Origin of the sequence: Streptomyces sp. AHA2, assembly GCF_036857595.1 — a bacterium.
Lineage (GTDB): Bacteria > Actinomycetota > Actinomycetes > Streptomycetales > Streptomycetaceae > Streptomyces.
In genome coordinates this window covers 321,618-345,365 of sequence record NZ_JAUQWJ010000007.1, presented here as the reverse complement: position 1 = coordinate 345,365, position 23,748 = coordinate 321,618, and the positions used below count along the sequence as shown (strand labels likewise).

Here is a 23,748-nt window from a genome sequence, read left to right as displayed (position 1 = left end):
GGGAATCGTGAGGATCTTCGGCAAGGGACGGCACCGGCCCTCCGCCTCCTGGCGGCAGGCCACGGACCGGGCGTTCACACTCATCGGCGACGGCCGGTACGAGGACGCGGGCGCACTGCTGACACGTGCCGCCGATCTGGAGCCCTGGCTTTCCGAGTCCTGGTTCAACCTCGCGCTGCTGCACAAGTTCCGGCACGACTGGGAGCAGGCGCGGGCGGCGGGCCTGAGGGCGGTGGCCCTGCTCGACCGGGACGCCGGCGCGCCCGACTGGTGGAACGTCGGCATCGCCGCGACGGCCCTGCAGGACTGGCCGCTGGCCCGGCGCGCCTGGCAGGCGTACGGGCTGCGCACTCCGGGCCCGGCCAACGACTCCGGCGAGCCCGTCGGCATGGACCTCGGCAGCGCCGCCGTGCGGCTGTCCCCGGAGGGGGAGGCCGAGGTGGTGTGGGGCAGGCGGCTGGATCCCGCGCGGATCGAGGTGCTGTCGATCCCCCTGCCGTCGTCCGGGCGGCGCTGGGGCGAGGTCGTCCTGCACGACGGCGTCCCCCACGGCGAGCGGACCACGGCCGCCGGGCACACCTACCCGGTGTTCGACGAGATCGAGCTGTGGGCGCCGTCGCCCGTGCCGACCTGGGTGGTGCTGCTGGAGGCGGCGACCGAGTCGGACCGGGACGCGCTGGAGCAGCTCGCCGGTGACGCGGGGTTCGCCGCGGAGGACTGGTCCTCCTCGGTGCGGCTGCTGTGCCGGATGTGCTCGGAGTCCCGGATGCCGTCCGACGAGGGCGACGGCGAGCACCTCGACCCGCACGACCACAGCGAGCCGGGCCACCCCGGGCCGCTGGGGCACCGGACCGACGGGCAGCTGTGGGTCCCCGAGCGGGAGTGCGGGCTGGCTGCGCCGACTTCGCTGGTCCGCGGGCTGCTGGACGGATGGGTGGCCGACAGCCCGGACTCCCGAGACTGGCGGGATCTGGAAGAGGTGTGCTGAGGCCGTCCGCCGCCGTGCCACCGTGGGGGTTGCCGCGCAGTTCCCGCGCCCGTGAGCGGGCACCTTCCCCGTACCCTGTATCAGCATCCCGGCTCGGATTTGTTCAGGAAGGCGTACGTACGTCATGGCTCAGCAGGACACCGATCAGCAGCACGAGGGCGTGCTCCCCGTCGACGACGAGGGGTACGTGATCGACACGGAGGACTGCGAGGAGCGCGAGGCCGCCTGGCGTGAGCGGGGGACCTCGCGGCCGATCACGGTCGTCGGCAACCCGGTGCTGCACAAGGAGTGCAAGGACGTCACCGAGTTCGGCGACGAGCTCCAGCAGCTCGTGGCCGACATGTTCGCCAGCCAGCGCACCGCCGAGGGCGTGGGCCTGGCCGCCAACCAGATCGGTGTCGACGCGAAGGTCTTCGTCTACGACTGCCCGGACGACGAGGGCGTCCGGCACGTGGGCGTGATCTGCAACCCCAGGCTCGTCGAACTGCCCGCCGACAGGCGCCGGCTGGACGACAGCAACGAGGGCTGCCTGTCGGTGCCCACCGCGTACGCGCCGCTGGCCCGGCCGGACTACGCCGAGGTGACCGGGCAGGACGAGAAGGGCAACCCGGTCAAGGTGCGCGGCACCGGATACTTCGCACGGTGTTTGCAGCACGAGACCGATCACCTCTACGGCTACCTGTACATCGACCGGCTCTCCAAGCGGGAGCGCAAGGACGCGCTGCGGCAGATGGCCGAGAACGAGCCCCGCTACCCCGTCGTGGCCAACGACTGAGACCTCTGCCGCACCAGGCGCACGGCGTCTGCTCGGGTTCACCACCTCGAGCAGGCGCCGTTCGTGTGTGTCGTTCGCCTGTCCGTCGCACGTTCGACCGCTTCTGCTCGTTCGCCGATCCGGTACCCGTCACTTACCGGGAGGATCCCGGCACTGTGGGGTAGTGAATGGAGCAAATACGTTCCCAGAACGGTCAGTTGTAGTGCTGAATGGGATGAGCGGGGTATGCAACGGCGCACGCCCGGCACGAAGGGAGGGGCGCCCGCGCCAACCGGCGGCTGAGAGGGGTTAGTTCGTGCACGCTTTGTCACACGGCACCACATCGACACCGGCCAGGATCGCAGTTCCACCGTCGCTCTCACTCCCGGTGATCGAGGAGTCGTTTCCACGGCAACTCCACCCGTATTGGCCCAAGTGCCAGGAGAAGACCCGGGCCTGGCTGCTCGAAAAGCGGCTCATGCCCGCGGACAAGGTCGAGGAATATGCCGACGGCCTGTGCTACACCGACCTCATGGCGGGGTACTACCTCGGCGCGCCCGACGAGGTCATGCAGGCGATAGCGGACTACAGCGCCTGGTTCTTCGTCTGGGACGACCGGCACGACCGCGACATCGTGCACGGCCGTCCCCACGCCTGGCGGCAGTTGAGGGACCGCCTGCACGCGGCGCTCGACTCCCCCGGGGAGCACCTCCACCACGAGGACCCACTGGTCGCCGGGTTCGCGGACGGCGTGCACCGGCTGTACGGGTTCCTGCCCGGGACGTGGAACCTCCGGTTCGCCCGGCACTTCCACGCGGTGATCGAGGCGTACGACCGCGAGTTCCACAACCGCACGCACGGCATCGTGCCCACGGTCGAGGAGTATCTGCGGCTGCGCCGGCTCACGTTCGCACACTGGATATGGACCGACCTCCTGGAGCCGGCCGCGGGATGCGAGTTCCCCGACGCGGTGCGCGGATATCCGGCCTATCGGCGGGCGGCGCTGCTGAGCCAGGAGTTCGCCGCCTGGTACAACGACCTCTGCTCGCTGCCGAAGGAAATAGCGGGGGACGAGGTGCACAATCTCGGAATCAGTCTCATCACCCATGAAGGACTGACCCTGGAACAGGCCGTGAGGGAAGTCCGGCGGCGTGTCGAGGAATGCATCACCGAATTCATGGCCGTGGAGAAGGAGGCCTTACGGTTCGCCGAGGGCCTCGACGACGGCACCGTGCACGGAAAGGAACTGAGTGCCGCCGTGCGGGCCTGCCTGAGCAATATGCGGAACTGGTTCAGTTCCGTCTACTGGTTCCACCACGAGTCCGGCCGGTACATGGTCGACAGCTGGGACGACCGGTCCACGCCCCCGTACGTCAACAACGAAGCGGCAGGTGAGAAATGACCGTCGAGTCCGTCAAGCCGGCAACCGCCCCGACCGCGGAGCAGCACGAGCCGCCCCGGGCGGGCGGCGGAGTCCCCGTCCTCGGCCACGGCTGGCGACTGGCGCGCGACCCGCTGGGGTTCATGTCCCGGCTGCGCGAGCACGGCGACGTGGTCCGCCTCAAGCTCGGCCCGAAGACCATCTACGCCGTCACCACACCGGACCTGACCGGCGCCCTCGCGCTGAGCAACGACTTCATCATCTCCGGGCCGCTGTGGGAGTCCCTGGAGGGCCTGCTCGGCAAGGAGGGCGTGGCCACGGCGAACGGTCCGCTCCACCGCCGCCAGCGGCGCACCATCCAGCCCGCGTTCCGGCTCGACGCGATACCCGCCTACGGGCCCATCATGGAGGAGGAGGCGCACGCCCTCACCGAGCGCTGGAAGCCCGGGGAGACCGTCGACTGCACCTCGGAGTCCTTCCGGGTGGCCGTGCGCATCGCGGCCCGCTGCCTGCTGCGCGGCGACTTCATGGACGAACGGGCGGAGCGGCTGTGCGTCGCCCTCGCCACCGTCTTCCGCGGCATGTACCGGCGGATGGTCATTCCGCTCGGGCCGCTCTACCGGCTGCCGCTGCCGGCCAACCGGGAATTCAACCGCGCCTTGGCCGATTTGCATCTCCTGGTCGACGAGATCATCGCCGAGCGCCGCGCAAGCGGTCAAAAGCCGGACGATTTGCTGACGGCATTGCTGGAGGCGAAGGACGAGAATGGCGACCCCATCGGGGAACAGGAGATCCACGATCAGGTCGTCGCGATCCTCACTCCGGGCAGCGAAACCATCGCCTCCACGATCATGTGGCTGCTGCACGTGCTCGCGGAACACCCGGAACACGCGGACCGGGTGCACGACGAAGTGCAAGAGGTCACCGGTGGGAGGCCCGTGGCATTCGCCGACGTCCGTGCTCTGCGGCACACCAACAATGTCGTGGTCGAGTCCATGCGTTTGAGTCCGGCCGTCTGGATTCTGACCCGGCGGGCGGTACGGGACACACATCTCGGCGAATACCGCATTCCGGCCGGGGCGGACATCATCTACAGTCCCTACGCGATCCAGCGGGACGCCAGGTCCTACGAACGGAATCTGGAGTTCGACCCCGACCGCTGGCTTCCGGAGCGGGCGAAGGCCGTGCCCAAGCACGCCATGAGCCCGTTCAGCGTCGGCAACCGCAAGTGCCCCAGCGACCACTTCTCGATGGCCCAACTGACCCTGGTGACGGCCGCGCTGGCCGCGAAGTACCGCTTCGAGCAGGTGGCCGGCTCGAACGCCAGTCCGCGCGTCGGCATCACCCTGCGGCCGCACGAGCTGAAGGTGCGGCCGGTGGCGAGGTGACCGCCGGGTCGGCCGTCAGGCCGCCTCGGGGCCCCTGAACGTCCGCCGGTAGGCGTTCGGTGTGGTCCCGACGGCCCGGACGAAGTGGTGGCGCAGCGTGGCCGCGTTGCCGAACCCCGTCCGGCCGGCGATCGCGTCCATGGTCTCGTCCGTCGCCTCCAGCAGCCGCTGGGCCTGCAGCACGCGCTGACGCAGGACCCAGCGGTAGGGCGTCGTCCCGGTCTCCTGGTGGAAGCGGCGGGCGAACGTACGCGGGGACATCAGCGCCCGGGCGGCGAGCTGCTCGACCGTGACCTCCTCGTCGAGGTGCCGCTCCATCCAGGCCAGCACGTCGCCGATGGAGTCGGCCTCGGAGTGCGGCAGCGGACGCTCGATGTACTGCGCCTGGCCGCCGTCCCGGTGCGGCGGCACCACCATCCGCCGGGCGATCTTGTTGGCGACCTCGGTGCCCTGCTCCTTGCGGACCAGGTGCAGGCAGGCGTCGATGCCGGCGGCCGTGCCGGCCGAGGTGATCACCGGGTCCTCGTCGACGTAGAGCACGTCCGGCTCGACGGCCACCCGGGGGTAGCGCCGGGCGAGGTCCCGCGCGTGCTTCCAGTGCACCGTGCAGCGGCGGTCGTCCAGCAGGCCGGCCGCGGCCAGGACGAAGACGCCGGAGCAGACGCTGAGCACCCGGGCGCCGCGGTCGACACCGCGGCGCAGGGCGTCGAGCAGCTCCGGCGGGAAGGCGCGGGTGGAGTAGCCGTCCCCGGCCGGGACGGCGATGAGGTCGGCCGTCTCCAGCCGCTCCAGGCCGTGCTCGACCTGCAGCGACAAGCCCGAGCTCATGCGCAGGGCGGGGCCCTCGGCCGAGGCGACGGCGAAGTCGTACACGGGCAGGCCGTCGTCACTGCGGTCGGTGCCGAAGACCTCGCACACCACGCCGAGTTCGAAGGGGGTCACACCGTCGAGCAGGGCGACGGCCACGTTCTGCAGCATGCGTCCAGTGTGCCTCGCCGTTGGCAGGAATTCGAGGGTTCACGGCAGTACTGCCACTGACGGTAAGGAGCATCCGGAGCGACAGTGGTGTCCATGGACACGAACCAGACGCAGACACTCATCGCCATGATCTTCGTACTCGGGACGCTGGTCCTCCTGGTCCTCCCGTCCGTGATCGGCCTGATGCACGACAGGCGCATCGACCGGCAGATCCGGGAGGCCCAGGAGGCCGGCGGGAACGCGCCGGCTCAGAAGTCCTCGTCCAGGTCGACGGTGCCCTCCACCGCCACCTGGTACGCGGAGGGCCGGCGCTCGAAGAAGTTGGTCAACTCCTGAACCCCCTGGAGCTCCATGAAGGAGAAGGGGTTCTCGGAGCCGTAGACCGGAGCGAAGCCCAGGCGGGTCAGCCGCTGGTCGGCGACGCACTCCAGGTACTGCCGCATCGACTCGGTGTTCATGCCCGGGAGACCGTCACCGCACAGGTCGCGCGCGAACTGCAGCTCGGCCTCGACGGCTTCCCGGAGCATGTCCGTCACCTCCTGCCGCAGGCGGTCGTCGAACAGCTCCGGCTCCTCCTTGCGGACGGTGTCGACCACGTCGAACGCGAACGACATGTGCATCGTCTCGTCGCGGAACACCCAGTTGGTGCCGGTCGCCAGGCCGTGCAGCAGGCCGCGGCTGCGGAACCAGTACACGTAGGCGAAGGCACCGTAGAAGAACAGGCCCTCGATGCAGGCCGCGAAGCAGATCAGGTTGAGCAGGAAGCGGCGCCGGTCCGCCTGTGACTCCAGCCGGTCCAGCTTCTCGACCGAGTCCATCCACCTGAAGCAGAACTCCGCCTTCTCGCGGATGGACGGGATGTTCTCCACCGCCGCGAAGGCCGCCGCACGGTCCTCCGGGTCGGGCAGGTAGGTGTCGAGCAGCGTCAGATAGAACTGGACGTGCACGGCCTCCTCGAACAGCTGGCGGCTCAGGTACAGCCGCGCCTCGGGGGAGTTGATGTGCTTGTACAGCGTGAGCACCAGGTTGTTCGCGACGATCGAGTCGCCCGTGGCGAAGAACGCCACCAGCCGGCCGATGAGGTGCTGCTCCGCGGGGGAGAGCTTGGCGAGGTCGGCGACGTCGGAGTGGAGGTCGACCTCCTCCACGGTCCAGGTGTTCTTGATGGCGTCCCGGTAGCGCTCGTAGAAGTCCGGGTAGCGCATGGGGCGCAGCGTCAGCTCGAAGCCGGGGTCGAGAAGGTTCTGGTTGCTGGGCATTACTGGCAGGCCTCGCAGGACTCGGGGTTCTCCAGGGAGCAGGCGACCGCGTCGGGGTCCGGGGCGGCCTGCACGGGGACGGCGGCGCGGGCGGCCCGGGCGATGCGGGTGGCCGGGCGCGAGCGCAGGTAGTAGGTGGTCTTCAGCCCGGACTTCCAGGCGTAGGCGTACATCGAGGAGAGCTTGCCGATGGTCGGCGTCTCCAGGAACAGGTTCAGGGACTGGGACTGGTCCAGGAACGGGGTCCTGGCCGCCGCCATGTCGATCAGGCCGCGCTGCGGGATCTCCCAGGCCGTGCGGTACAGGGCGCGGACGTCCTCGGGGATCCAGGTGAAGTCCTGCACCGAGCCGTTCGCCTCCCGCAGGGCCTCCCGGGTGCGGGCGTCCCACACGCCGAGCCGCTTCAGCTCCTCGACGAGGTAGGAGTTGACCTGGAGGAACTCGCCCGACAGCGTCTCGCGCTTGAACAGGTTGGACACCTGCGGCTCGATGCACTCGTACACGCCCGCGATCGAGGCGATGGTGGCCGTGGGCGCGATGGCGAGGAGCAGGGAGTTGCGCAGGCCGGTCGTGGCGATCCGCCGGCGCAGGGCCGCCCAGCGCTCCGGCCAGGTCAGGTCCACGTCGTAGTGGTCGGGGTGCAGCACGCCCCGGGCCGTACGGGTCTTCTCCCAGGCGGGCAGCGGGCCGCTGCGCTCGGCGAGGTCGGCGGAGGCCTCGTAGGCGGCGAGCATGATGCGTTCGGCGATCCGGGTGGACAGGGCCTTCGCCTCGGGCGAGTCGAAGGGCAGGCGCAGCCGGAAGAAGACGTCCTGCAGGCCCATCGCGCCGAGGCCGACCGGGCGCCAGCGGGCGTTGGAGCGGCCCGCCTGCTCGGTGGGGTAGAAGTTGATGTCGACGACCCGGTCGAGGAACGTCACGGCCGTGCGGACGGTCTCGTCCAGGCGCTCCCAGTCGATGTCCCCGCCGGTCACGAACGCGCCGAGGTTGACCGAGCCGAGGTTGCAGACCGCCGTCTCGCCGTCGCTGGTGACCTCGAGGATCTCCGTGCAGAGGTTGGACGAGTGGACGACGTGGCCCGGCTCGGCGGTCTGGTTGGCGGTGCGGTTGGCGGCGTCCTTGAAGGTCATCCAGCCGTTGCCGGTCTGTGCCAGGGTGCGCATCATGCGGCCGTACAGCTCGCGGGCGGGCAGGGTCCTCCGGGCGAGCCCCGCCGCCTCCGCCCTGCGGTACGCGGCGTCGAACTCCTCGCCCCACAGGTCGACCAGCTCCGGTACGTCCGAGGGCGAGAAGAGCGACCACTGCGCGTCGGCGTTCACGCGGCGCATGAACTCGTCCGGGATCCAGTGCGCCAGATTCAGGTTGTGCGTGCGCCGGGCGTCCTCGCCGGTGTTGTCCCGCAGCTCCAGGAACTCCTCGATGTCCGCGTGCCAGGTCTCCAGGTAGACCGCGGCGGCTCCCTTGCGGCGCCCGCCCTGGTTCACGGCGGCGACCGAGGCGTCGAGGGTCTTCAGGAACGGGACGATGCCGTTGGAGTGGCCGTTGGTGCCGCGGATCAGCGAACCGCGGGCGCGGATGCGGGAGTAGGCGAGGCCGATGCCGCCGGCGTGCTTGGACAGGCGCGCGACCTGGTGGTAGCGGTCGTAGATGGAGTCCAGCTCGTCCCGGGGGGAGTCGAGCAGGTAGCAGGACGACATCTGGGGATGCCGGGTGCCGGAGTTGAACAGGGTGGGGGAGGAGGGGAGGTAGTCGAGGCGGCTCATCAGCCGGTAGAGCGCCGCGACCTCGTCCACGGCCCGTGCGGTGTCGTCCTCGGCGAGGCCGCTCGCCACGCGCAGCAGGAAGTGCTGGGGTGTCTCGATCACCTTGCGGGTGATCGGGTGCCGCAGCAGGTAGCGGCTGTGCAGCGTGCGCAGGCCGAAGTAGCCGAAGCGGTCGTCGGCGGCGGTGTCGACCAGCGCGTCGAGCCGGTCCCCGTGCAGTTCGACGAACGCGGCGGTGCGGTCGGCGATGAGCCCTTCCCGGTGCCCGGCGGCGACGGACCCGGTGAAGGAGGTGACCCCCTGCGAGGCGGCCTCGTCGCGGATGCCGACGGTCAGCAGGCGCGCGGCCAGCCGGGAGTAGGCGGGGTCCTCCGAGATGAGGCCGGCCGCGGCCTCCGTCGCCAGGTCCCGCAGCTCCCGCTCGTCCGCCCGCGCGGACCGGCCGCGCAGCGCGGCGGCCGCGACCCGGCCGGGGTCGGCGTCGGGGAGGTCGGCGGTCAGTTCGCTCAGGGTCCGCAGCAGAGCGGCACCGGGCCCGTCCTGCTCCTGTTCGGCGGCTGAGACCGGATCCGCTGGCGCGATGGTCACGTGGGGGCTCTCCCTCGCTCGGCACGGGGCCTCGCCGAGGGCAGGGGGCAGCACACGGACGCACACGGCGTCGCGCGTCCACCGGCCCATTCCACGAGGCCCGGACGTCAGGGCACACCGGCCGGCGGCCGGGTGCACTGTCGGCAGGTCCTCGGACTGACGCCCATGCGCACACAGGGGCATGGGTACACCGTTGCGGGACAGTTCCGGATTCGCACCGGATTCCCCTGCGGCGACAGCGAGCACGAGCATACATCTTGTGCCGGGTCCGGGTGGCACCCCCAGATGTAGTGTCGCGGTGGTGCCGGAGCGTCGGTTCCCCATGACGGCGGGCCGCCGTGACGAGTGGTCACGGCGGCCCGCTGCGGGTGGTTCACGGCTGGTCGCGTCCACGCGGCGGGGCCGCACGTCGGTGCGGCCCCGCGCCCCGGGTCAGTGCGACGAACCGGCGGTCGCAGGCGGGAGTTCCACCTGGACCCCGGGGTCGCCCGCGTCGGCCGTGTAGTCCTCCGGCTTGGTCTCGTCGACGCCGTCGGGGGCCTTCACGGCCTTGAGGACGAAGGTCAGGACGACTGTCACGATCACGTTCAGCACGAACGCCGTCAGGCCGATGTAGCCGATCTCGCCGATGCCGGGGATCTCCTTCGACGAGCCGCCGAAGTGCTTCTGCGTCGGGGAGGCCACACCGTAGGCGGCGGCCGTGCCGTAGATCATGCCGACCGCCCAGCCCGCGAGCAGGGCCCAGCGGTGGAACCAGCGTGTGAACAGGCCGCCGACCAGGGCCGGGAAGGTCTGCAGGATCCAGATGCCGCCCAGCAGCTGGAAGTTGATGGCGACCGTCTTGTCCATGGTGAGGACGAAGACCAGCGCGCCCACCTTCACCAGCAGCGAGACCACCTTGGAGACCTTGGTCTCCTGCGCGGGGGTGGCGTCCGGCTTGATGAAGTCCTTGTAGATGTTGCGGGTGAACAGGTTCGCGGCCGCGATGGACATGATGGCCGCGGGCACGAGCGCGCCGATGCCGATGGCCGCGAACGCCACACCGGCGAACCAGTCCGGGAACATCGTCTCGAACAGCTGCGGGATCGCCAGCTGGCCGTTCTGCACCTTGATGCCGGCCGCGATGGCCATGAAGCCGAGCAGCGCCAGCAGGCCCAGCATCAGCGAGTACAGCGGCAGGATCGTGGTGTTGCGGCGGATCACCTCACGGCTCTTGGAGGACAGCGTCGCCGTGATGGAGTGCGGGTACATGAACAGCGCCAGGGCGGAGCCCAGCGCCAGCGTGGCGTACGTCCACTGGCCCGTCTCCGGCGGCGTCAGCGCGCCGCGCGGCGCGCCGGTGGCCGGGTTGGTCTGGCTGAACGCGTCGCCGGCCTTGGCGAAGATGTCGTCGAAGCCACCCAGCTTGATCGGGATGTAGATGATCGCCACCGCGATCACGAGGTAGATCAGCGTGTCCTTCACGAACGCGATCAGCGCCGGCGCCCGCAGGCCCGAGGAATAGGTGTACGCCGCCAGCACGCCGAACGCGATGAGCAGCGGCAGGTCCTTGATGAACCAGTTGGTGTCCTCGCCGCCACCGACGCCCATCACGTCCAGCACGGCCTGGATGCCGACCAGCTGCAGCGCGATGTACGGCATCGTCGCCAGGATGCCGGTGAGGGCCACGGCCAGGGACAGGCCCTTGGAGCCGAAGCGTCCGCGCACGAAGTCGGAGGTCGTCACGTACCCGTGCTTGTGCGACACCGACCACAGGCGGGGGAGGAAGGTGAAGATCAGCGGGTACACCAGGATCGTGTACGGCACGGCGAAGAAGCCGGCCGCGCCGGCCGCGTAGATCGCCGCGGGCACCGCGACGAACGTGTACGCCGTGTACAGGTCGCCGCCGAGCAGGAACCAGGTGACCCAGGTGCCGAACGAGCGGCCACCCAGGCCCCATTCGTCCAGGCTGTGCTCGTTCTCGGCCTTGCGCCAGCGCGCGGCCAGGAAGCCCATGACCGTCACGAGCAGGAAGAAGAAGATGAAGACGGCGAGCGCGACGCCGTTCACGCCGTCCTTCACCGCGACGCACCGCCCTTCGCGGCCGAGCGGGAGCGCTGGTCACGCTGCCACAGCTTGTAGGCGACCATCGTCAGGATGGTGGAGATCAGCACCCACGCCATCTGGTACCAGTAGAAGAACGGGATCCCGATGAAGGCCGGGTCGGTCTTCGCGTACGAGCCGACCCACAGCATGGCCACGAAGGGTGCGACGAGGCAGAGGCCGATGACGACGCGCACAGGCGTCACCACCGGACCTCTGCTGGATTCTGGGGCTTGCGACATCAGGCGGCTCCGTCCCCTCAGTGATCACCTGTGCGATGCGCAGGCAATCTAGGTCAGGGCGCGGCGCAAGCGGAACCCCTCGTCCGCAATGCGGTACCCAAAAGAAACCGGGTCCCGGCCGCCGCCGCGTCAGTCCTGGGGCCGCTTGAGACGGGCCACGAACTTGTACCGGTCGCCCCGGTAGACCGAGCGCACCCACTCCACCGGCTGGCCGTCCCGGTCCAGCGAGTGCCGGGACAGCATCAGCATCGGCAGACCGACGTCCGTGCCGAGCAGTCCCGCCTCGCGCGGGGTCGCCAGCGACGTCTCGATGGTCTCCTCCGCCTCCGCGAGGTGGACGTCGTAGACCTCGGCGAGCGCGGTGTAGAGGGAGGTGTACTTCACCAGCGACCGGCGCAGCGCAGGGAAGCGCTTGGCGCTCAGGTGGGTGGTCTCGATGGCCATCGGCTCGCCGTTGGCCATGCGCAGCCGCTCGATGCGCAGCACCCGTCCGCCCGGGGTGATGTCGAGCAGTCCGGCGAGGCGGTCGTCGGCGGTGATGTAGCCGATGTCGAGCAGTTGCGAGGTGGGCTCGAGCCCCTGCGCGCGCATGTCCTCGGTGTACGAGGTGAGCTGCAGGGCCTGCGAGACCTTCGGCTTGGCCACGAACGTGCCCTTGCCCTGGATGCGTTCCAGCCGGCCCTCGACCACCAGTTCCTGCAGCGCCTGGCGCACGGTGGTGCGCGAGGTGTCGAACTCCGCCGCCAGGGTGCGCTCCGGCGGGACCGGGGTGCCGGGCGCCTGGGTCTCGGTCATGTCGAGCAGGTGCTTCTTCAGGCGGTAGTACTTGGGCACGCGTGCGGTACGGACGGGTGCCCCTGTCTCGTTCTCCGCACTGCTGACGTCGGTGCTCATGCTCCGCCTTCCCGGCTCGGTCCGCCGACACGATCTCACTTGTATACCGTCGGCGCCTCTTTTGGTCTAGTCCAGCCAATGCTGTGGTCTACCCGCAGTATGCCGTGTCCACCAGGGTTTTCGCTGGCTTCTTACTTAAAGGTTCCTGCATATGTAGGTCGCATAACGGCTGGTCAGGGCCATCTCGGGACCCTTGACAGGCCTGCTGGTCTGGTCCAAGCTCCCCGTACTGGTCTACACCATTGGTCCAGGTCCTGGCGCCCCACGTCTCACCGCGGGGAGCAGGGGGGTTTGTGGCATCCCTGAGGAGGGTGGCGTGAAGCGCAAGCTGATATCCGCGATCGGTATCGCGGGCATGATGGTCTCCATCGCGGCGTGCGGGGGCGAGGGTGACGGGGGTTCCGACAAGGGTGCGGACGCCAAGGAGCTGACGGTCTGGCTCACCGTCGACGCCCAGAACAACTGGCCGGAGCTGGTGAAGGCCGCCGACGCCGCGGTGAAGAAGAAGCACCCCGGCGTCAAGATCAACCACGAGTACTACGGCTGGCCCGACAAGAACGCCAAACTCGACGCCGTCCTCGCCACGGACAAGGTCCCCGACGTGGTCGAGATGGGCAACACCGAGATGCTCGGCTACATGGTCAAGGGCGCCTTCGCCCCCCTCGACCAGGGCAAGTTCGACAACTCGGACGCCTGGCTGGACGGCCTCAAGGCCTCGGTGACCTACGAGGGCAAGACCTACGGCGTCCCCTACTACGCAGGCGGCCGCGTCGCCAACTGGCGCAAGGACGTGGCGGCCTCGGTCGGCCTGAAGACGCCCCCGAAGACCTACGACGAGCTGACCGACGCCCTGGACAAGATCCAGAGCAAGCAGGGCGACAAGTTCAGCGCCTGGTACCAGCCCACCCGTGACTGGTACGCGGCGATGTCCTTCGTCTACGACGCCGGCGGCGCCATCGCCACCGAGTCCGGCGGCAAGTGGAAGGCCTCCCTCTCCTCGCCCGAGTCGCTCAAGGGCCTCAAGGAGTTCAAGAACGTCGTCGACAAGTACATGCACGGCGACAAGACCAAGGACGAGTCCGACCGCTACATCGTCTACGGCCAGGGCAAGTCCGCCATGATCTTCGCGGCGGCCTGGGAGGGCGCGACCGCCGAGGACCCGAAGAACGACAAGTCCGGCAAGCTCAAGGGCAACCTCGAGAACTTCGTGATGCCCGGCCCGTCCGGCAAGAACATGCCCGTTTTCCTGGGCGGCTCCGACCTCGCCGTGCCGGTGAAGTCCGACGCCCAGGCCCTGGCCGCCGAGTGGATCAACGCGTTCACCGGCTCCTCCGGCCAGAAGGGCCTGATGGCCAAGGGCAACCTGCCCAACAACAAGACGGACCTCGCGACGCTGAAGAACGACCCGAAGACCGCCGTGCCCGCCACCGCGGCCGAGTCCAGCTGGTTCGTCCCGATGGCCCCCGGCTGGGGCCAGGTCGAGAAGGCGCAGGTCCTGCAGACGATGCTGCAGAGCATCGGCACCGGCAAGAAGTCCGTCGAGGCCGCCGCCAAGGAGGCGGACGCCGCGATCGACAAGGTCATCAACACCAAGTGACCTGCGGGTCCGTCGTCCGGGCCGAACCACGCCACGGTGCCTCCCCGCGTCCGCGGCGCGACCCGGACGACAGACCCACGGGCGGGGCTCCCGGCAGCGGAGCCCCGCCGTTCGTCAGAGCTGAGGGACCGCCGAGGAGCGCGCGATGAGTGCCGCAGACACCCACATTCCCGCCAAGGTGCCGCCACCGCGGCAGGTACCACCGCCGCCTCCGGAGGTGCGGCGGCGCCCGCGCGGCCGGCGCACCTCGGGCGGGGCCGCCGCTCCCTGGCTGCTCCTCGCGCCCTGCCTGGTCATCCTGGCCCTGGTCATGGGCTATCCGCTGGCCCGCCTGGTCACCCTGTCCTTCCAGAAGTTCGGCCAGTCCCAGCTGTGGGGCTTCCAGCCCGCGGAGTCGGTCGGCTTCGACAACTTCGCCAAGGTGCTGGGCGACGGCGAGTTCTGGGCCGTCGTCGTGCGGACGATCGTCTTCGCGGCCGGCGCCGTCGTCCTGACCATGGTCATCGGCATGGCGCTCGCCCTGCTGCTCCAGCGGGTCTCGGGCTGGCTGAAGGTGCTCATCAACATCGTGCTGGTGGCCAGCTGGGGCATGCCGGTCATCGTGGCGACCACCGTCTTCAAGTGGCTCTTCGACTCCGACTACGGCGTCTTCAACGCGCTGCTCAGCAAACTGCCGGGCGTCGACATGATCGGCCACAACTGGTTCGCCAGCGGACCCGAGGGCCTCGCCGTGATCATGCTGCTGGTCATCTGGGGCGCCGTGCCCTTCGTGGTCATCACCCTCAGCGCCGGCCTCACCCAGGTCCCCAAGGAGCTGGAGGAGGCCGCCCGGCTGGACGGCGCCAGCTCCTGGGGCGTCTTCCGCTTCGTCACCCTGCCCGTCCTGAAGCCGATCATCGTGATGCTCACGACCCTGTCGGTCATCTGGGACATGGGCGTCTTCCCCCAGGTGTTCGTCATGCGCAACGGCCATCCCGAGCCGGAGTTCCAGGTCCTCAACACCTACTCCTACGACCGCGCCTTCGTGGTCAACGACTACGCCCAGGGCTCGGCCATCGCGCTGATCACCGTCCTGCTGCTGCTCGGCGTCGTCGCCGTCTACATGCGGCAGATGCTGAAGATCGGAGAGGTCGAATGAGCACGCTCGCCGGAACCAGCCGTCGCCGCAGGAACCCGCGGCTCGGCTGGAACCTCCTCGGCCTCCTGGTCTTCCTGGTCGCGGGCTTCCCCCTCTACTGGATGCTCAACACGGCGTTCAAGCCGGCGAAGGACGCCATCGACCCCGATCCCAGCCTGCTGCCGACCGGCCTGACCTTCGACAACTTCGGCCGGGCGCTGGACATCGCCGACTTCTGGGGCCCGGTGGGCCGCAGCCTCGTGGTGTCCCTGGCGGTCGTCGTCATCGGCATGGCCGTCGGGCTGCTGGCCGCCCTCGCCATCTCCCGCTTCGCCTTCCGGGGCCGCAAGGTCGTGATCGTCGGCATCCTCGCCGTCCAGATGGTCCCGCTGGTCGCCATGATCATCCCGGTGTTCCTGCTCCTGAACGACCTGGGCCAGTACGACCGGCTCACCGGCTTGATCATCACCTACCTGACCTTCGTCCTGCCCTTCACGGTCTGGACCCTGCGGGGCTTCATCGTCAACATCCCCAGGGAGCTGGAGGAGGCCGCCATGGTCGACGGCTGCTCCCGCACCAGCGCCTTCCTGCGGGTCGTCTTCCCCCTCCTGGCCCCCGGCATGGTCGCCACCTCGGTCTACGGCTTCATCCAGGCCTGGAACGAGTACCTCTACGCCCTGATGCTCCTCAGTCAGAAGAACCAGACCGCGACCGTCTGGCTCGGCAACTTCACCACCAAGCACGGCACCGAATACGCGCCGATGATGGCCGGAGCCACGATGATGGCCGTGCCGATCGTCGCCCTCTTCCTCCTCGTCCAGCGCAAGATGGCCGCGGGCCTGACCGCGGGCGCCGTGAAGGGATGACCTCACCCGATGACGACACTCGCCAGCGGTACCGACACGCTCACCCGCGACGCCCTCACCGTCCTCCAGCCCGGCTTCACCGGCACCACCGCCCCCGACTGGCTGCTGCGACGGCTCGGTGAAGGACTCGCCTCCGTCGGGCTCTTCGGCCGCAACATCGCCTCCCCCGGCCAACTCGCCGCCCTCACCGCCCAGCTGCGCGCCGAGCGGGACGACGTCCTCGTCGCGATCGACGAGGAGGGCGGCGACGTGACCCGGCTGGAGGTGCGCAGCGGCTCCTCCTTCCCCGGCAACCACGCCCTGGGCGCGGTCGACGACGTCGAGCTGACCCGGCAGGTCGCCCGGGAACTGGGCCGTCGCCTCGCCGCCTGCGGCGTCAACCTCAACTGGGCCCCCTCCGCCGACGTCAACTCCGACCCCCGCAACCCGGTCATCGGCGTCCGCTCCTTCGGCGCCGACACGGCCCTGGCCGCCCGGCACACCGCCGCCTACGTCACCGGCCTGCAGTCCGCCGGCGTCGCCGCCTGCACCAAGCACTTCCCGGGCCACGGCGACACCGCCGTCGACTCCCACCACGCCCTGCCGCGCATCGACGTCTCCGCCGAGGTCCTGGCCGAACGGGAACTGACCCCCTTCCGCGCCGCCATCGCCGCCGGCAGCCGGGCCGTCATGAGCGCCCACATCCTCGTCCCCGCCCTGGACCCCGAGCACCCGGCCACTCTCTCCCGCCGCATCCTCACCGGCCTGCTCCGCGACGACCTCGGCTACGACGGCCTCATCGTCACCGACGGCATGGAGATGCGGGCCATCGCCGGCACCTACGGCATCGAACGCGGCAGCGTCCTCGCCATCGCCGCGGGCGCCGACGCGATCTGCGTGGGTGGCGGACTGGCCGACGACGCGATCGTCCTGCGGCTGCGCGACGCCCTGGTCTCGGCCGTGCGCACCGGCGAACTCCCCGAGGAACGCCTGGCCGACGCGGCCGAACGCGTCCGCGCCCTGGCCCGCTGGACCGGCACGGCCGACCGCTCGCCCGACGGCGCCCACGGCACCGAGATCGGTCTGCAGGCGGCCCGCCGCGCCCTGACCGTGACCGCCGCGCCCGGCCTCGGCGACCCCGCGACCTTCGAAGCCCTCACGGAACCCCCTTACGTCGCCGCCCTCACCCCAATCGCCAACATCGCCGTCGGCGACGAGACACCCTGGGGCGTCGCCGCCGAACTGATCCACCTCCTGCCCGGCACCGTCACCGGCAGCTTCACCGCCGAGGACGCCGACGGGGGAGAGGCCGGACACCACGCGGGCCGGGCCGCCCTCCAGGCCGCCGGCACGCGCCGCATCGTCGCCGTCGTCCGCGACGAACACCGCCATCCCTGGATGACCGGCGCCCTCGACGTCCTGCTGTCGGCACGTCCCGACACCGTCGTCGTGGAGATGGGCGTCCCCCAGGCCACCCCGCGCGGCGCCCTGCACATCGCCACCCACGGCGCGGCCCGCGTCTGCGGCCGGGCGGCGGCCGAGGTGATCGCCGGGGCCACGGGCCGGTAGAGCCGCCCCTGGTGGGCGGCGTCCCCGCCGGGCCTGCTCGCCGACCTCGTCGGACCGGCTGGTTGCAACGCTGTTCAGGGATGTAGTAGTTCTTATACATGAGCGAGCAGGTGCACAACAGGCTGGCCGTGGTGCGCGCCGAACGGAAGGTGTCGCGCCAGAGCCTGGCCGAGGCGGTGGGGGCCCACTACCAGACCATCGGCTACATCGAGCGGGGGCAGTACAACCCGAGCCTCGACCTGGCGCTGAAGATCTCCAAGTTCTTCGGTCTCCCGGTCGAGGCGCTGTTCTCCCTCGAACCGTTCCGGCCGCTCACGGACGAGGTCTACGGGAGGAACCAGCCATGACGGAACCGGCCATGACGACCACACGCCTCAGCCGCTACGACCGGACCATGCTGCGGCTGATGAACGACCGCCGCGGAGCGGCCTGGTACGCCACCGCGGTGCGACGCCGCCTGGCCGTCACCGCGCACATCACCCTGACCGCGGTCATCGGCGGACTGATGACCGTCTTCTTCCTCACCGAGGGCGAGCCGCTGTGGCCGGTGGCCGTGGGCGCGGCCCTGTTCCTCCCCTGGATGGTCACCACGGGCGTGATCAACGGCGCCACCCGCGGCCTGCTGGAACTGCGCGAACGGGCCCTCGACGAGCGCCAGTCCGCCGAGCGCACCCGCGTCCTGGCCCTGGCCCACCGCGCGACGACCCTGCTCCTGACCGCCGGTGCGGCCGCCCTGCTGATCAGCGGCGGTCTCGACGGCGACGCCCCCAAGGCCTATGCCGCGCCCCTGCTCATCGCCGTCCTCGTCGTGCACTGGCTGATGCCCCTGTGGATGGCCGGCTGGCGCGCACAGGACGAGCCGGGCGACGACGACGTGGTGACGGAGGCCTGAGTTCCGGGGCGGTGGGCATACGGCCACCGGGGCCGTGGCCGGCTGGGGCGGCGGGTGCTCGTCAGCGGCGGCTGGGGCGACTGGCGTGGCCCCGGCGCGTCGGGCCGCTGTGGAGGGGCGCCGGGCGCCGGGGCTCGCTCGGTTCCCGGGTCCGTCCGCGGCTGAGGGGGTCTGCCCTCGGCCGGCGAGCCGGCTGACCCCGCCCCACCAGCCTCAGGGCCTCAGATCCCCTGCCACTCCGGCTTGTTGGCGTACGTGTGGCGGAAGTAGTCCGCCAGCTTCAGCTTCGACGCCGCGGCCTCGTCGACGACCACGGTCGCGTGCGGGTGGAGCTGCAGCGCCGATGCCGGGCACACCGCCGCGACCGGCCCCTCCACCGTCGCCGCGACCGCGTCGGCCTTGCCCTCGCCCGTGGCCAGCAGCACCAGGTGCCGGGCCTCCAGGATGGTGCCGATGCCCTGCGTGATCACGTGGTGCGGCACCTGGTCGATGTCCCCGTCGAAGAAGCGCGCGTTGTCGACCCTGGTCTGCTCGGTCAGGGTCTTGATGCGCGTCCGCGAGGCCAGCGACGAGCACGGCTCGTTGAAGCCTATGTGCCCGTCGGTCCCGATCCCGAGCAGCTGGAGGTCCACACCGCCGGCCTCCGCGAGTGCCCTGTCGTATGCCTCGCACGCCCCCTGCACGTCCTCCGCCGTACCGTCCGGGCCCGTGAACTTGTCCATGCCGATGCCGAGCGGTTCCAGCACCTCACGCCGCAGCACCGAGCGGTAGGACTCCGGATGATCGGCGGGCAGCCCCACGTACTCGTCGAGCTGGGCGATGCGCGCCCGCGTCACGTCCACGGCACCGGAGCGCACCTTGCCGGCCAGGGCCTCGTACACGGGCAACGGCGTCGAGCCGGTGGCCACGCCCAGCAGGGCGTCGGGCTTGCGCCGGAGCAGCTGCGCCATGGCCTCGGCGATGAGCTCGCCGCCCGCCTTGGCGTCCGGGACGATGACAACTTCCACGCTGGGCCTGCCGATCTGAGAGGGATGCTCGACTGGGAGGGGACCCGGGGGAGGGTCGTGTGGTTTAGACCAATCTAACAGAGCGGGTGCCTCCCTCCCAGGGCGACGGACGCCCCTGCGACGCGAGGCGGCCACCCGGTACCGGGCGGGTTTCCGGCGGGGGAACGGCTGCCGGGCGTCGGTGGGTCCGGAACGGCCACGGTCGTGCGTGGGCGTGTGCGGAACTGCCACGGTCGTGCGTGGGCGTGTCCGGTCTCCGCCCAGTGAGCACGGCGCGGAAGCACCGGCCGCGGAGGTGTCCTCCTCGTGTCCAGTGAACGCCCTGCCCGAGGGGACGGCCATGCGAGCCCGGGCCTCCGCGCCGCACGGCTAGGTCAGCGATCCCCCTGTCGCGTCCACCCAGCTCCCCGTCACCCACCGCCCGGCGTCCGAGACCAGGAAGGCCACCACGTCCGCCACCTCGGCCGGCTCGCCCACGCCCCCCAACGCCGATATCGCCTCGGCCCGCCGCCGGCCGTCGGGGCTGCCCAGCAGCGGCGCCGTGTTGTCGGTGTCGATGATCCCCGGAGCCACCGAGTTCACCGTGATGCCCCGCGGCCCCAGCACCTTGGACAGGTCGCGGGAGAGGACGTCCAGCGCACCCTTGGTCATGGCGTAGGCCACGTTGTCCGGCATCGCCGCCGTCCGTGCCAGCCCCGACGAGATGTTGACGACGCGGCCACCGTCCCGCAGCCGGGTCATGCCGTGCTTGAGGATGAAGAAGGGCGCCTTCACGTTCACCGCGAAGAGCGCGTCGAACTCCCGCTCCTCCAGCTGCCCGATGGGGCGGCTGTTGCCGATCCCCGCGTTGTTCACCAGGACGTCCAGGCCTTCAGCGTGCCGGTCGAACTCCTCCCACAGCGCCTCGGCATCCCCAGGGACCCCCAGTTCGGCGCCCAGTGCGAACGCCGAGCCGCCCTCCCTCTGGATCGCCGCGACCGTCTCCTTCGCCGCCGTCTCGTTCCTGCCGTAGTGCACCGCGACCCGCGCCCCGTCGCGGGCCAGCCGCTCGGCGATGCCGCGTCCGATCCCCCGGCTCGCCCCCGTGACGAGTGCCGTCCTGCCGGTGAGCACGCCCATGGCGGCTCCCCCTCCCTATTTCCGTAGTGGTCGCTACAGAAAGACCGTACAGCAGTCCGCGGACAATTCTCTAGTGCCCGCTATAAAATGCACCCCATGGTGGACGATCAGGGATCGACGGAGGGTTCGAAGGGGACGAAGGCGCCGGGCGCCGCCGTGGACGGCCCCGGGAAGGGCAGGCCCCGTGGCCGCCCCCGGTCCTTCGACCGCGAGACCGCACTGGAGAAGGCCCTGCTGGCGTTCTGGGAGCACGGTTACGAGGCCACCTCGGTCTCCGACCTCACCCGCGTGATGGACATCGGCGCCCCGAGCCTCTATGCGGCCTTCGGCGACAAACGGTCCCTCTTCGACGAGGTCGTCCAGGTCTACGGCGCGCGGTACGGCTCCTTCGCCGACCGGGCCCTCGCCGAGGAGCCGACCGCCCGCGCCGCCGTGGAACGCACGCTGCGCGAGGCCGCTGCCGCGTACACGGAGCCGGGACGTCCGCACGGCTGCCTCGTCGTCCACGCCGCCGCCAACTGCTCCACCCCGGAGGTCGAGCAGTCGCTGCGCGAACGCCGCAACGCCGACATCGCCGCGTTCGAGCGCCGGATCGGCGCCGACGTCGCCGCGGGCGTCCTGCCCGCGGGCACCGATGCGGCCGCCCTGGCCCGCCACACCGGCGCCATGATCCAGGGCATGTCGCAACAGGCACGGGACGGGGCGAGCCGGGAGGAACTGGAAGCCGTCGCGGAAATTGCCATGACCGTCTGGCCCCGCACAGGAACCCACACGGGTTAGGCTGCCTGCTGGGCGCCGAAGCGCCCGGCACGTCGGAGAAAAAGACAACAACGAACAGCCTCCCACGCATGGACACCCGCGAGTGGTCTAGTCCACAATGCGTGACGAGAGCGCGTGTCGCAGCGCGCAGCCAGCCTCCGTCTTCCCCGCACAGGAAGACGGACCGAGGATCCGAGGCTCTCTGCCCTGACTGCCCCGGTTCCTCATCCTTCGGCCGACCGGGACCGCACACCCCACGGCCGATACAGCTCCGGGCTGCGGTGCCGGGAGGGTTGAGGGTCCCTCTCAGGCGCCGCGGCCCGCGGGTGTTTCAGGGCCGTACAAACCGCCGGGTACGCTCGCACACGTGCCCTCCATGAACGAACTCGTACGCCAGCACACCGCGCTCGACGACACCGATCTCGAGTGGCTCCATCTGCTGGTCTCGGAGTGGCAGCTGCTCTCCGACCTCTCCTTCGCCGACCTGGTCCTGTGGGTCCCCACCAGCGACGGCACCCGGTACGTGTCGGTCGCCCAGATGCGCCCCAACACCGGACCGACCTCCTACCAGGACGACATGGTCGGCCATCTCGTCCCGCGCGGCCGCCGCCCGATGCTGGACGCCGCTCTGGACGAGGGCCGCATCGTGCGCGAGGGAGACCCCGAGTGGCGTGAGGAGGTCCCCGTCCGGGTCGAGTCGATCCCCGTACGGCGGGAGGGCCGCGTCCTCGGCGTCATCGCCCGCAACACCAACCTGCTCACGGTGCGCACCCCGAGCCGTCTCGAACTGACCTACCTGCAGAGCGCCTCGGACCTCGCGCAGATGATCGCGGCGGGTTCCTTCCCGTTCGCGAACCAGCAGCTCGACATGGACGCCTCGCCCCGCGTGGGCGACGGCCTGATCCGCCTCGACGCCGACGGCCTCGTCCAGTACGCCTCCCCGAACGCCCTGTCCGCCTACCACCGGCTCGGGCTCGCCTCCGACCTCGTCGGCCAGCACCTCGGCAGGACGACCGCCGAACTCGCCCCCACCCGGGGGCCGGTGGACGAGGCGCTGGCCAAGGTCGCCAGCGGCTGGGCGCCCCGCGAGTTCGAGATCGAGGCCAGCGACGGGGTCATCCAGTTCCGCGCGATCCCGCTCAAGCCCAAAGGCACCCGCATCGGTTCCCTCGTACTGCTGCGCGACGTCACCGAACTGCGTCGGCGTGAACGCGAGTTGATCACCAAGGACGCGACGATCCGGGAGATCCACCACCGGGTCAAGAACAATCTGCAGACCGTCGCCGCCCTGCTCCGCCTGCAGGCCCGGCGCATCGAGTCCGACCGCGGGAGGGAGGCCCTGGAGGAGGCGGTGCGGCGCGTCGGATCGATCGCGATCGTGCACGAGACGCTCTCCCAGAACCTGGACGAACGCGTGGAGTTCGACGACATCGCCGACCGCGTCCTCGCGATGGTGGCGGAGATCTCCCCCGGCAAGGTCACCGGCCGGCGCACCGGACGCTTCGGCATCCTCGACGCCGAGGTCGCCACGCCACTGTCGATGGTGCTGACCGAGGTGCTGCAGAACGCCCTGGAGCACGGCTTCCGTGAGGGCGACACCGGCAGTGTCGAGGTGTCGGCGGTCCGCGGCGGCACCACCAAGGAGGCCCGGCTGCTGGTCACGGTCCAGGACGACGGGGTGGGACTCCCGGCGGGGTTCGATCCGCACACGGCCGGCAACCTGGGCCTGCAGATCGTACGCACGCTGGTGGAAGGCGAATTGGGCGGCACCTTCGACATGGTCCCGGCCCCGGAGCACGGCACCCGGGTGATCCTGGACATCCCGGTGCGCGGCGAGAAGTGACCCGCAGCGGGCACCCTCCGACGAGCCGGCCGCGCGTCCGGCGCCGTGACCCGCGCGCTGGAAAGCGGAGCTTCCGTGGCCGAGGGGACGATGGAGCGCCGCAAGCCCGGGAACGGCTCGGAAAAGCATTGAGCCCCGGGCCGTCAACCGGCCCGGGGCTAAAGCTCGTTGTCGCTTGACTAAGCGCATCGGGGGAACTGCGCGCTGCGGCTCGGGGGCGGGAGATGCGTACGCGGTGTACGCGCCGCCAAGCTCAGGCTGTCAGCAGGGGTGGGTTGTCAGGCGGAGGCCTGACGGGCCCGGTTGCGAGCGGCGCGGCGCTTCATGGCGCGGCGCTCGTCCTCGCTGAGACCACCCCAGACGCCGGAGTCCTGACCGGACTCGAGCGCCCACTGCAGACACTGCTCGATCACCGGGCAGCGACGGCAGACGGCCTTGGCTTCCTCGATCTGCAGCAGCGCAGGACCGGTGTTGCCGATGGGGAAGAAGAGCTCGGGGTCTTCCTCGCGGCAAACGGCGTTGTGACGCCAGTCCATGGCTGCTACCTCTCCTTGGTATTACGTGCAGGTGCTTGTGAATGTGAACGCTTTCACGAATCCCTCAACAAGTGAAGGGCCGACCGCCAGGTTCCCTGGCGTGGGTCCTGTGAGTTGATGAGGGGTTCTGGTGATCAGTGGAGGCCG

The 23,748-nt window shown here is 70.2% G+C and carries 22 protein-coding genes and 1 riboswitch; of the genes, 13 read left to right on the top strand and 9 right to left on the bottom strand.

The genetic code is table 11. The features are described from left to right. The first annotated feature begins 7 nt into the window (after nucleotides 1-7). From Q5694_RS17720 to Q5694_RS17705, 4 genes are all read left to right on the top strand, one after another. Nucleotides 8-988 (top strand): tetratricopeptide repeat protein, encoded by a 981-nt coding sequence (locus Q5694_RS17720; protein ID WP_333934091.1) that lies wholly within the window; start codon nucleotides 8-10, stop codon nucleotides 986-988. 124 nt (nucleotides 989-1,112) lie between these two features. Continuing rightward, nucleotides 1,113-1,763, top strand: a complete 651-nt coding sequence (gene def, locus Q5694_RS17715) for a peptide deformylase (protein WP_333934064.1) — start codon at nucleotides 1,113-1,115, stop codon at nucleotides 1,761-1,763. Between the two features lie 295 nt (nucleotides 1,764-2,058). After that, a complete protein-coding gene (gene cyc1 / locus Q5694_RS17710; protein WP_333934063.1) occupies nucleotides 2,059-3,144 on the top strand; it encodes an epi-isozizaene synthase in 1,086 nt (361 codons plus the stop codon). Next, nucleotides 3,141-4,511: a bifunctional albaflavenone monooxygenase/terpene synthase gene (locus Q5694_RS17705; protein WP_333934062.1), complete on the top strand. Its 1,371-nt coding sequence runs from the start codon at nucleotides 3,141-3,143 to the stop codon at nucleotides 4,509-4,511. Before cyc1 ends, Q5694_RS17705 begins: the two co-directional genes overlap by 4 nt. Nucleotides 4,512-4,526: 15 nt before the next feature. Here Q5694_RS17705 and Q5694_RS17700 read toward each other — a convergent pair whose 3' ends face one another. After that, nucleotides 4,527-5,489 carry a GlxA family transcriptional regulator gene (locus tag Q5694_RS17700; protein WP_333934060.1) on the bottom strand — a complete coding sequence of 321 codons (963 nt, stop codon included), beginning with the start codon at nucleotides 5,487-5,489 and terminating at the stop codon, nucleotides 4,527-4,529. A 93-nt stretch (nucleotides 5,490-5,582) separates the two neighbouring features. Here Q5694_RS17700 and Q5694_RS17695 point away from each other — a divergent pair, with 93 nt between their 5' ends. Beyond that, on the top strand, nucleotides 5,583-5,825 hold the full coding sequence (locus Q5694_RS17695; protein ID WP_333934059.1) for a hypothetical protein: 243 nt from the start codon (nucleotides 5,583-5,585) through the stop codon (nucleotides 5,823-5,825). On the opposite strand, the gene Q5694_RS17690 is transcribed toward Q5694_RS17695, so the two are convergent. From Q5694_RS17690 to Q5694_RS17670, 5 genes are all read right to left on the bottom strand, one after another. Further along, nucleotides 5,738-6,748 (bottom strand): ribonucleotide-diphosphate reductase subunit beta, encoded by a 1,011-nt coding sequence (locus Q5694_RS17690; protein ID WP_333934058.1) that lies wholly within the window; start codon nucleotides 6,746-6,748, stop codon nucleotides 5,738-5,740. The genes Q5694_RS17695 and Q5694_RS17690 overlap by 88 nt on opposite strands. Then, nucleotides 6,748-9,099 carry a ribonucleoside-diphosphate reductase subunit alpha gene (locus Q5694_RS17685; RefSeq protein ID WP_333934057.1) on the bottom strand — a complete coding sequence of 784 codons (2,352 nt, stop codon included), beginning with the start codon at nucleotides 9,097-9,099 and terminating at the stop codon, nucleotides 6,748-6,750. The genes Q5694_RS17690 and Q5694_RS17685 overlap by 1 nt, the downstream gene beginning before the upstream one ends. A gap of 125 nt (nucleotides 9,100-9,224) precedes the next feature. Next, a riboswitch (cobalamin riboswitch) is annotated at nucleotides 9,225-9,351 on the bottom strand. A gap of 180 nt (nucleotides 9,352-9,531) precedes the next feature. Beyond that, complete coding sequence (gene mctP, locus Q5694_RS17680; protein WP_333934056.1) at nucleotides 9,532-11,160, bottom strand: monocarboxylate uptake permease MctP; 1,629 nt, start codon at nucleotides 11,158-11,160, stop codon at nucleotides 9,532-9,534. Next, entirely contained in the window at nucleotides 11,157-11,423 is a 267-nt protein-coding gene (locus Q5694_RS17675; RefSeq protein ID WP_333934055.1) for a DUF3311 domain-containing protein, read from the bottom strand. The genes mctP and Q5694_RS17675 overlap by 4 nt, the downstream gene beginning before the upstream one ends. A gap of 129 nt (nucleotides 11,424-11,552) precedes the next feature. After that, nucleotides 11,553-12,317 carry a GntR family transcriptional regulator gene (locus Q5694_RS17670; RefSeq protein WP_333934054.1) on the bottom strand — a complete coding sequence of 255 codons (765 nt, stop codon included), beginning with the start codon at nucleotides 12,315-12,317 and terminating at the stop codon, nucleotides 11,553-11,555. A 316-nt stretch (nucleotides 12,318-12,633) separates the two neighbouring features. Between Q5694_RS17670 and Q5694_RS17665 the strand changes: the two genes are divergently transcribed. From Q5694_RS17665 to Q5694_RS17640, 6 genes are all read left to right on the top strand, one after another. Continuing rightward, complete coding sequence (locus Q5694_RS17665) at nucleotides 12,634-13,914, top strand: extracellular solute-binding protein (RefSeq protein ID WP_333934053.1); 1,281 nt, start codon at nucleotides 12,634-12,636, stop codon at nucleotides 13,912-13,914. Nucleotides 13,915-14,059: 145 nt separating this feature from the next. After that, the gene (locus Q5694_RS17660) at nucleotides 14,060-15,052 is read left to right on the top strand and encodes a carbohydrate ABC transporter permease (protein WP_333934052.1); all 993 of its coding nucleotides are present in this window, start codon (nucleotides 14,060-14,062) and stop codon (nucleotides 15,050-15,052) included. Then, a complete protein-coding gene (locus Q5694_RS17655) occupies nucleotides 15,049-15,897 on the top strand; it encodes a carbohydrate ABC transporter permease (RefSeq protein WP_333934051.1) in 849 nt (282 codons plus the stop codon). The genes Q5694_RS17660 and Q5694_RS17655 overlap by 4 nt, the downstream gene beginning before the upstream one ends. 9 nt (nucleotides 15,898-15,906) lie before the next feature. Continuing rightward, nucleotides 15,907-17,445 carry a glycoside hydrolase family 3 protein gene (locus Q5694_RS17650; protein ID WP_333934050.1) on the top strand — a complete coding sequence of 513 codons (1,539 nt, stop codon included), beginning with the start codon at nucleotides 15,907-15,909 and terminating at the stop codon, nucleotides 17,443-17,445. A 98-nt stretch (nucleotides 17,446-17,543) separates the two neighbouring features. After that, on the top strand, nucleotides 17,544-17,792 hold the full coding sequence (locus Q5694_RS17645) for a helix-turn-helix transcriptional regulator (protein ID WP_190049407.1): 249 nt from the start codon (nucleotides 17,544-17,546) through the stop codon (nucleotides 17,790-17,792). Between the two features lie 11 nt (nucleotides 17,793-17,803). After that, nucleotides 17,804-18,337, top strand: a complete 534-nt coding sequence (locus Q5694_RS17640; RefSeq protein ID WP_333934049.1) for a hypothetical protein — start codon at nucleotides 17,804-17,806, stop codon at nucleotides 18,335-18,337. A 221-nt stretch (nucleotides 18,338-18,558) separates the two neighbouring features. Here Q5694_RS17640 and nagB read toward each other — a convergent pair whose 3' ends face one another. Continuing rightward, nucleotides 18,559-19,344, bottom strand: coding sequence for a glucosamine-6-phosphate deaminase (gene nagB, locus Q5694_RS17635; protein ID WP_333934048.1), 786 nt, complete (start codon nucleotides 19,342-19,344; stop codon nucleotides 18,559-18,561). A gap of 369 nt (nucleotides 19,345-19,713) precedes the next feature. Next, nucleotides 19,714-20,463 (bottom strand): SDR family oxidoreductase, encoded by a 750-nt coding sequence (locus Q5694_RS17630; protein WP_333934047.1) that lies wholly within the window; start codon nucleotides 20,461-20,463, stop codon nucleotides 19,714-19,716. Nucleotides 20,464-20,559: 96 nt separating this feature from the next. Here Q5694_RS17630 and Q5694_RS17625 point away from each other — a divergent pair, with 96 nt between their 5' ends. Both Q5694_RS17625 and Q5694_RS17620 read left to right on the top strand, forming a co-directional pair. Then, nucleotides 20,560-21,243: a TetR/AcrR family transcriptional regulator gene (locus Q5694_RS17625; protein ID WP_443040896.1), complete on the top strand. Its 684-nt coding sequence runs from the start codon at nucleotides 20,560-20,562 to the stop codon at nucleotides 21,241-21,243. Between the two features lie 355 nt (nucleotides 21,244-21,598). Continuing rightward, on the top strand, nucleotides 21,599-23,065 hold the full coding sequence (locus Q5694_RS17620; RefSeq protein WP_333934090.1) for a sensor histidine kinase: 1,467 nt from the start codon (nucleotides 21,599-21,601) through the stop codon (nucleotides 23,063-23,065). A 278-nt stretch (nucleotides 23,066-23,343) separates the two neighbouring features. Here Q5694_RS17620 and Q5694_RS17615 read toward each other — a convergent pair whose 3' ends face one another. Next, nucleotides 23,344-23,601, bottom strand: coding sequence for a WhiB family transcriptional regulator (locus Q5694_RS17615; RefSeq protein WP_003992873.1), 258 nt, complete (start codon nucleotides 23,599-23,601; stop codon nucleotides 23,344-23,346). Between the last annotated feature and the right edge of the window lie 147 nt (nucleotides 23,602-23,748).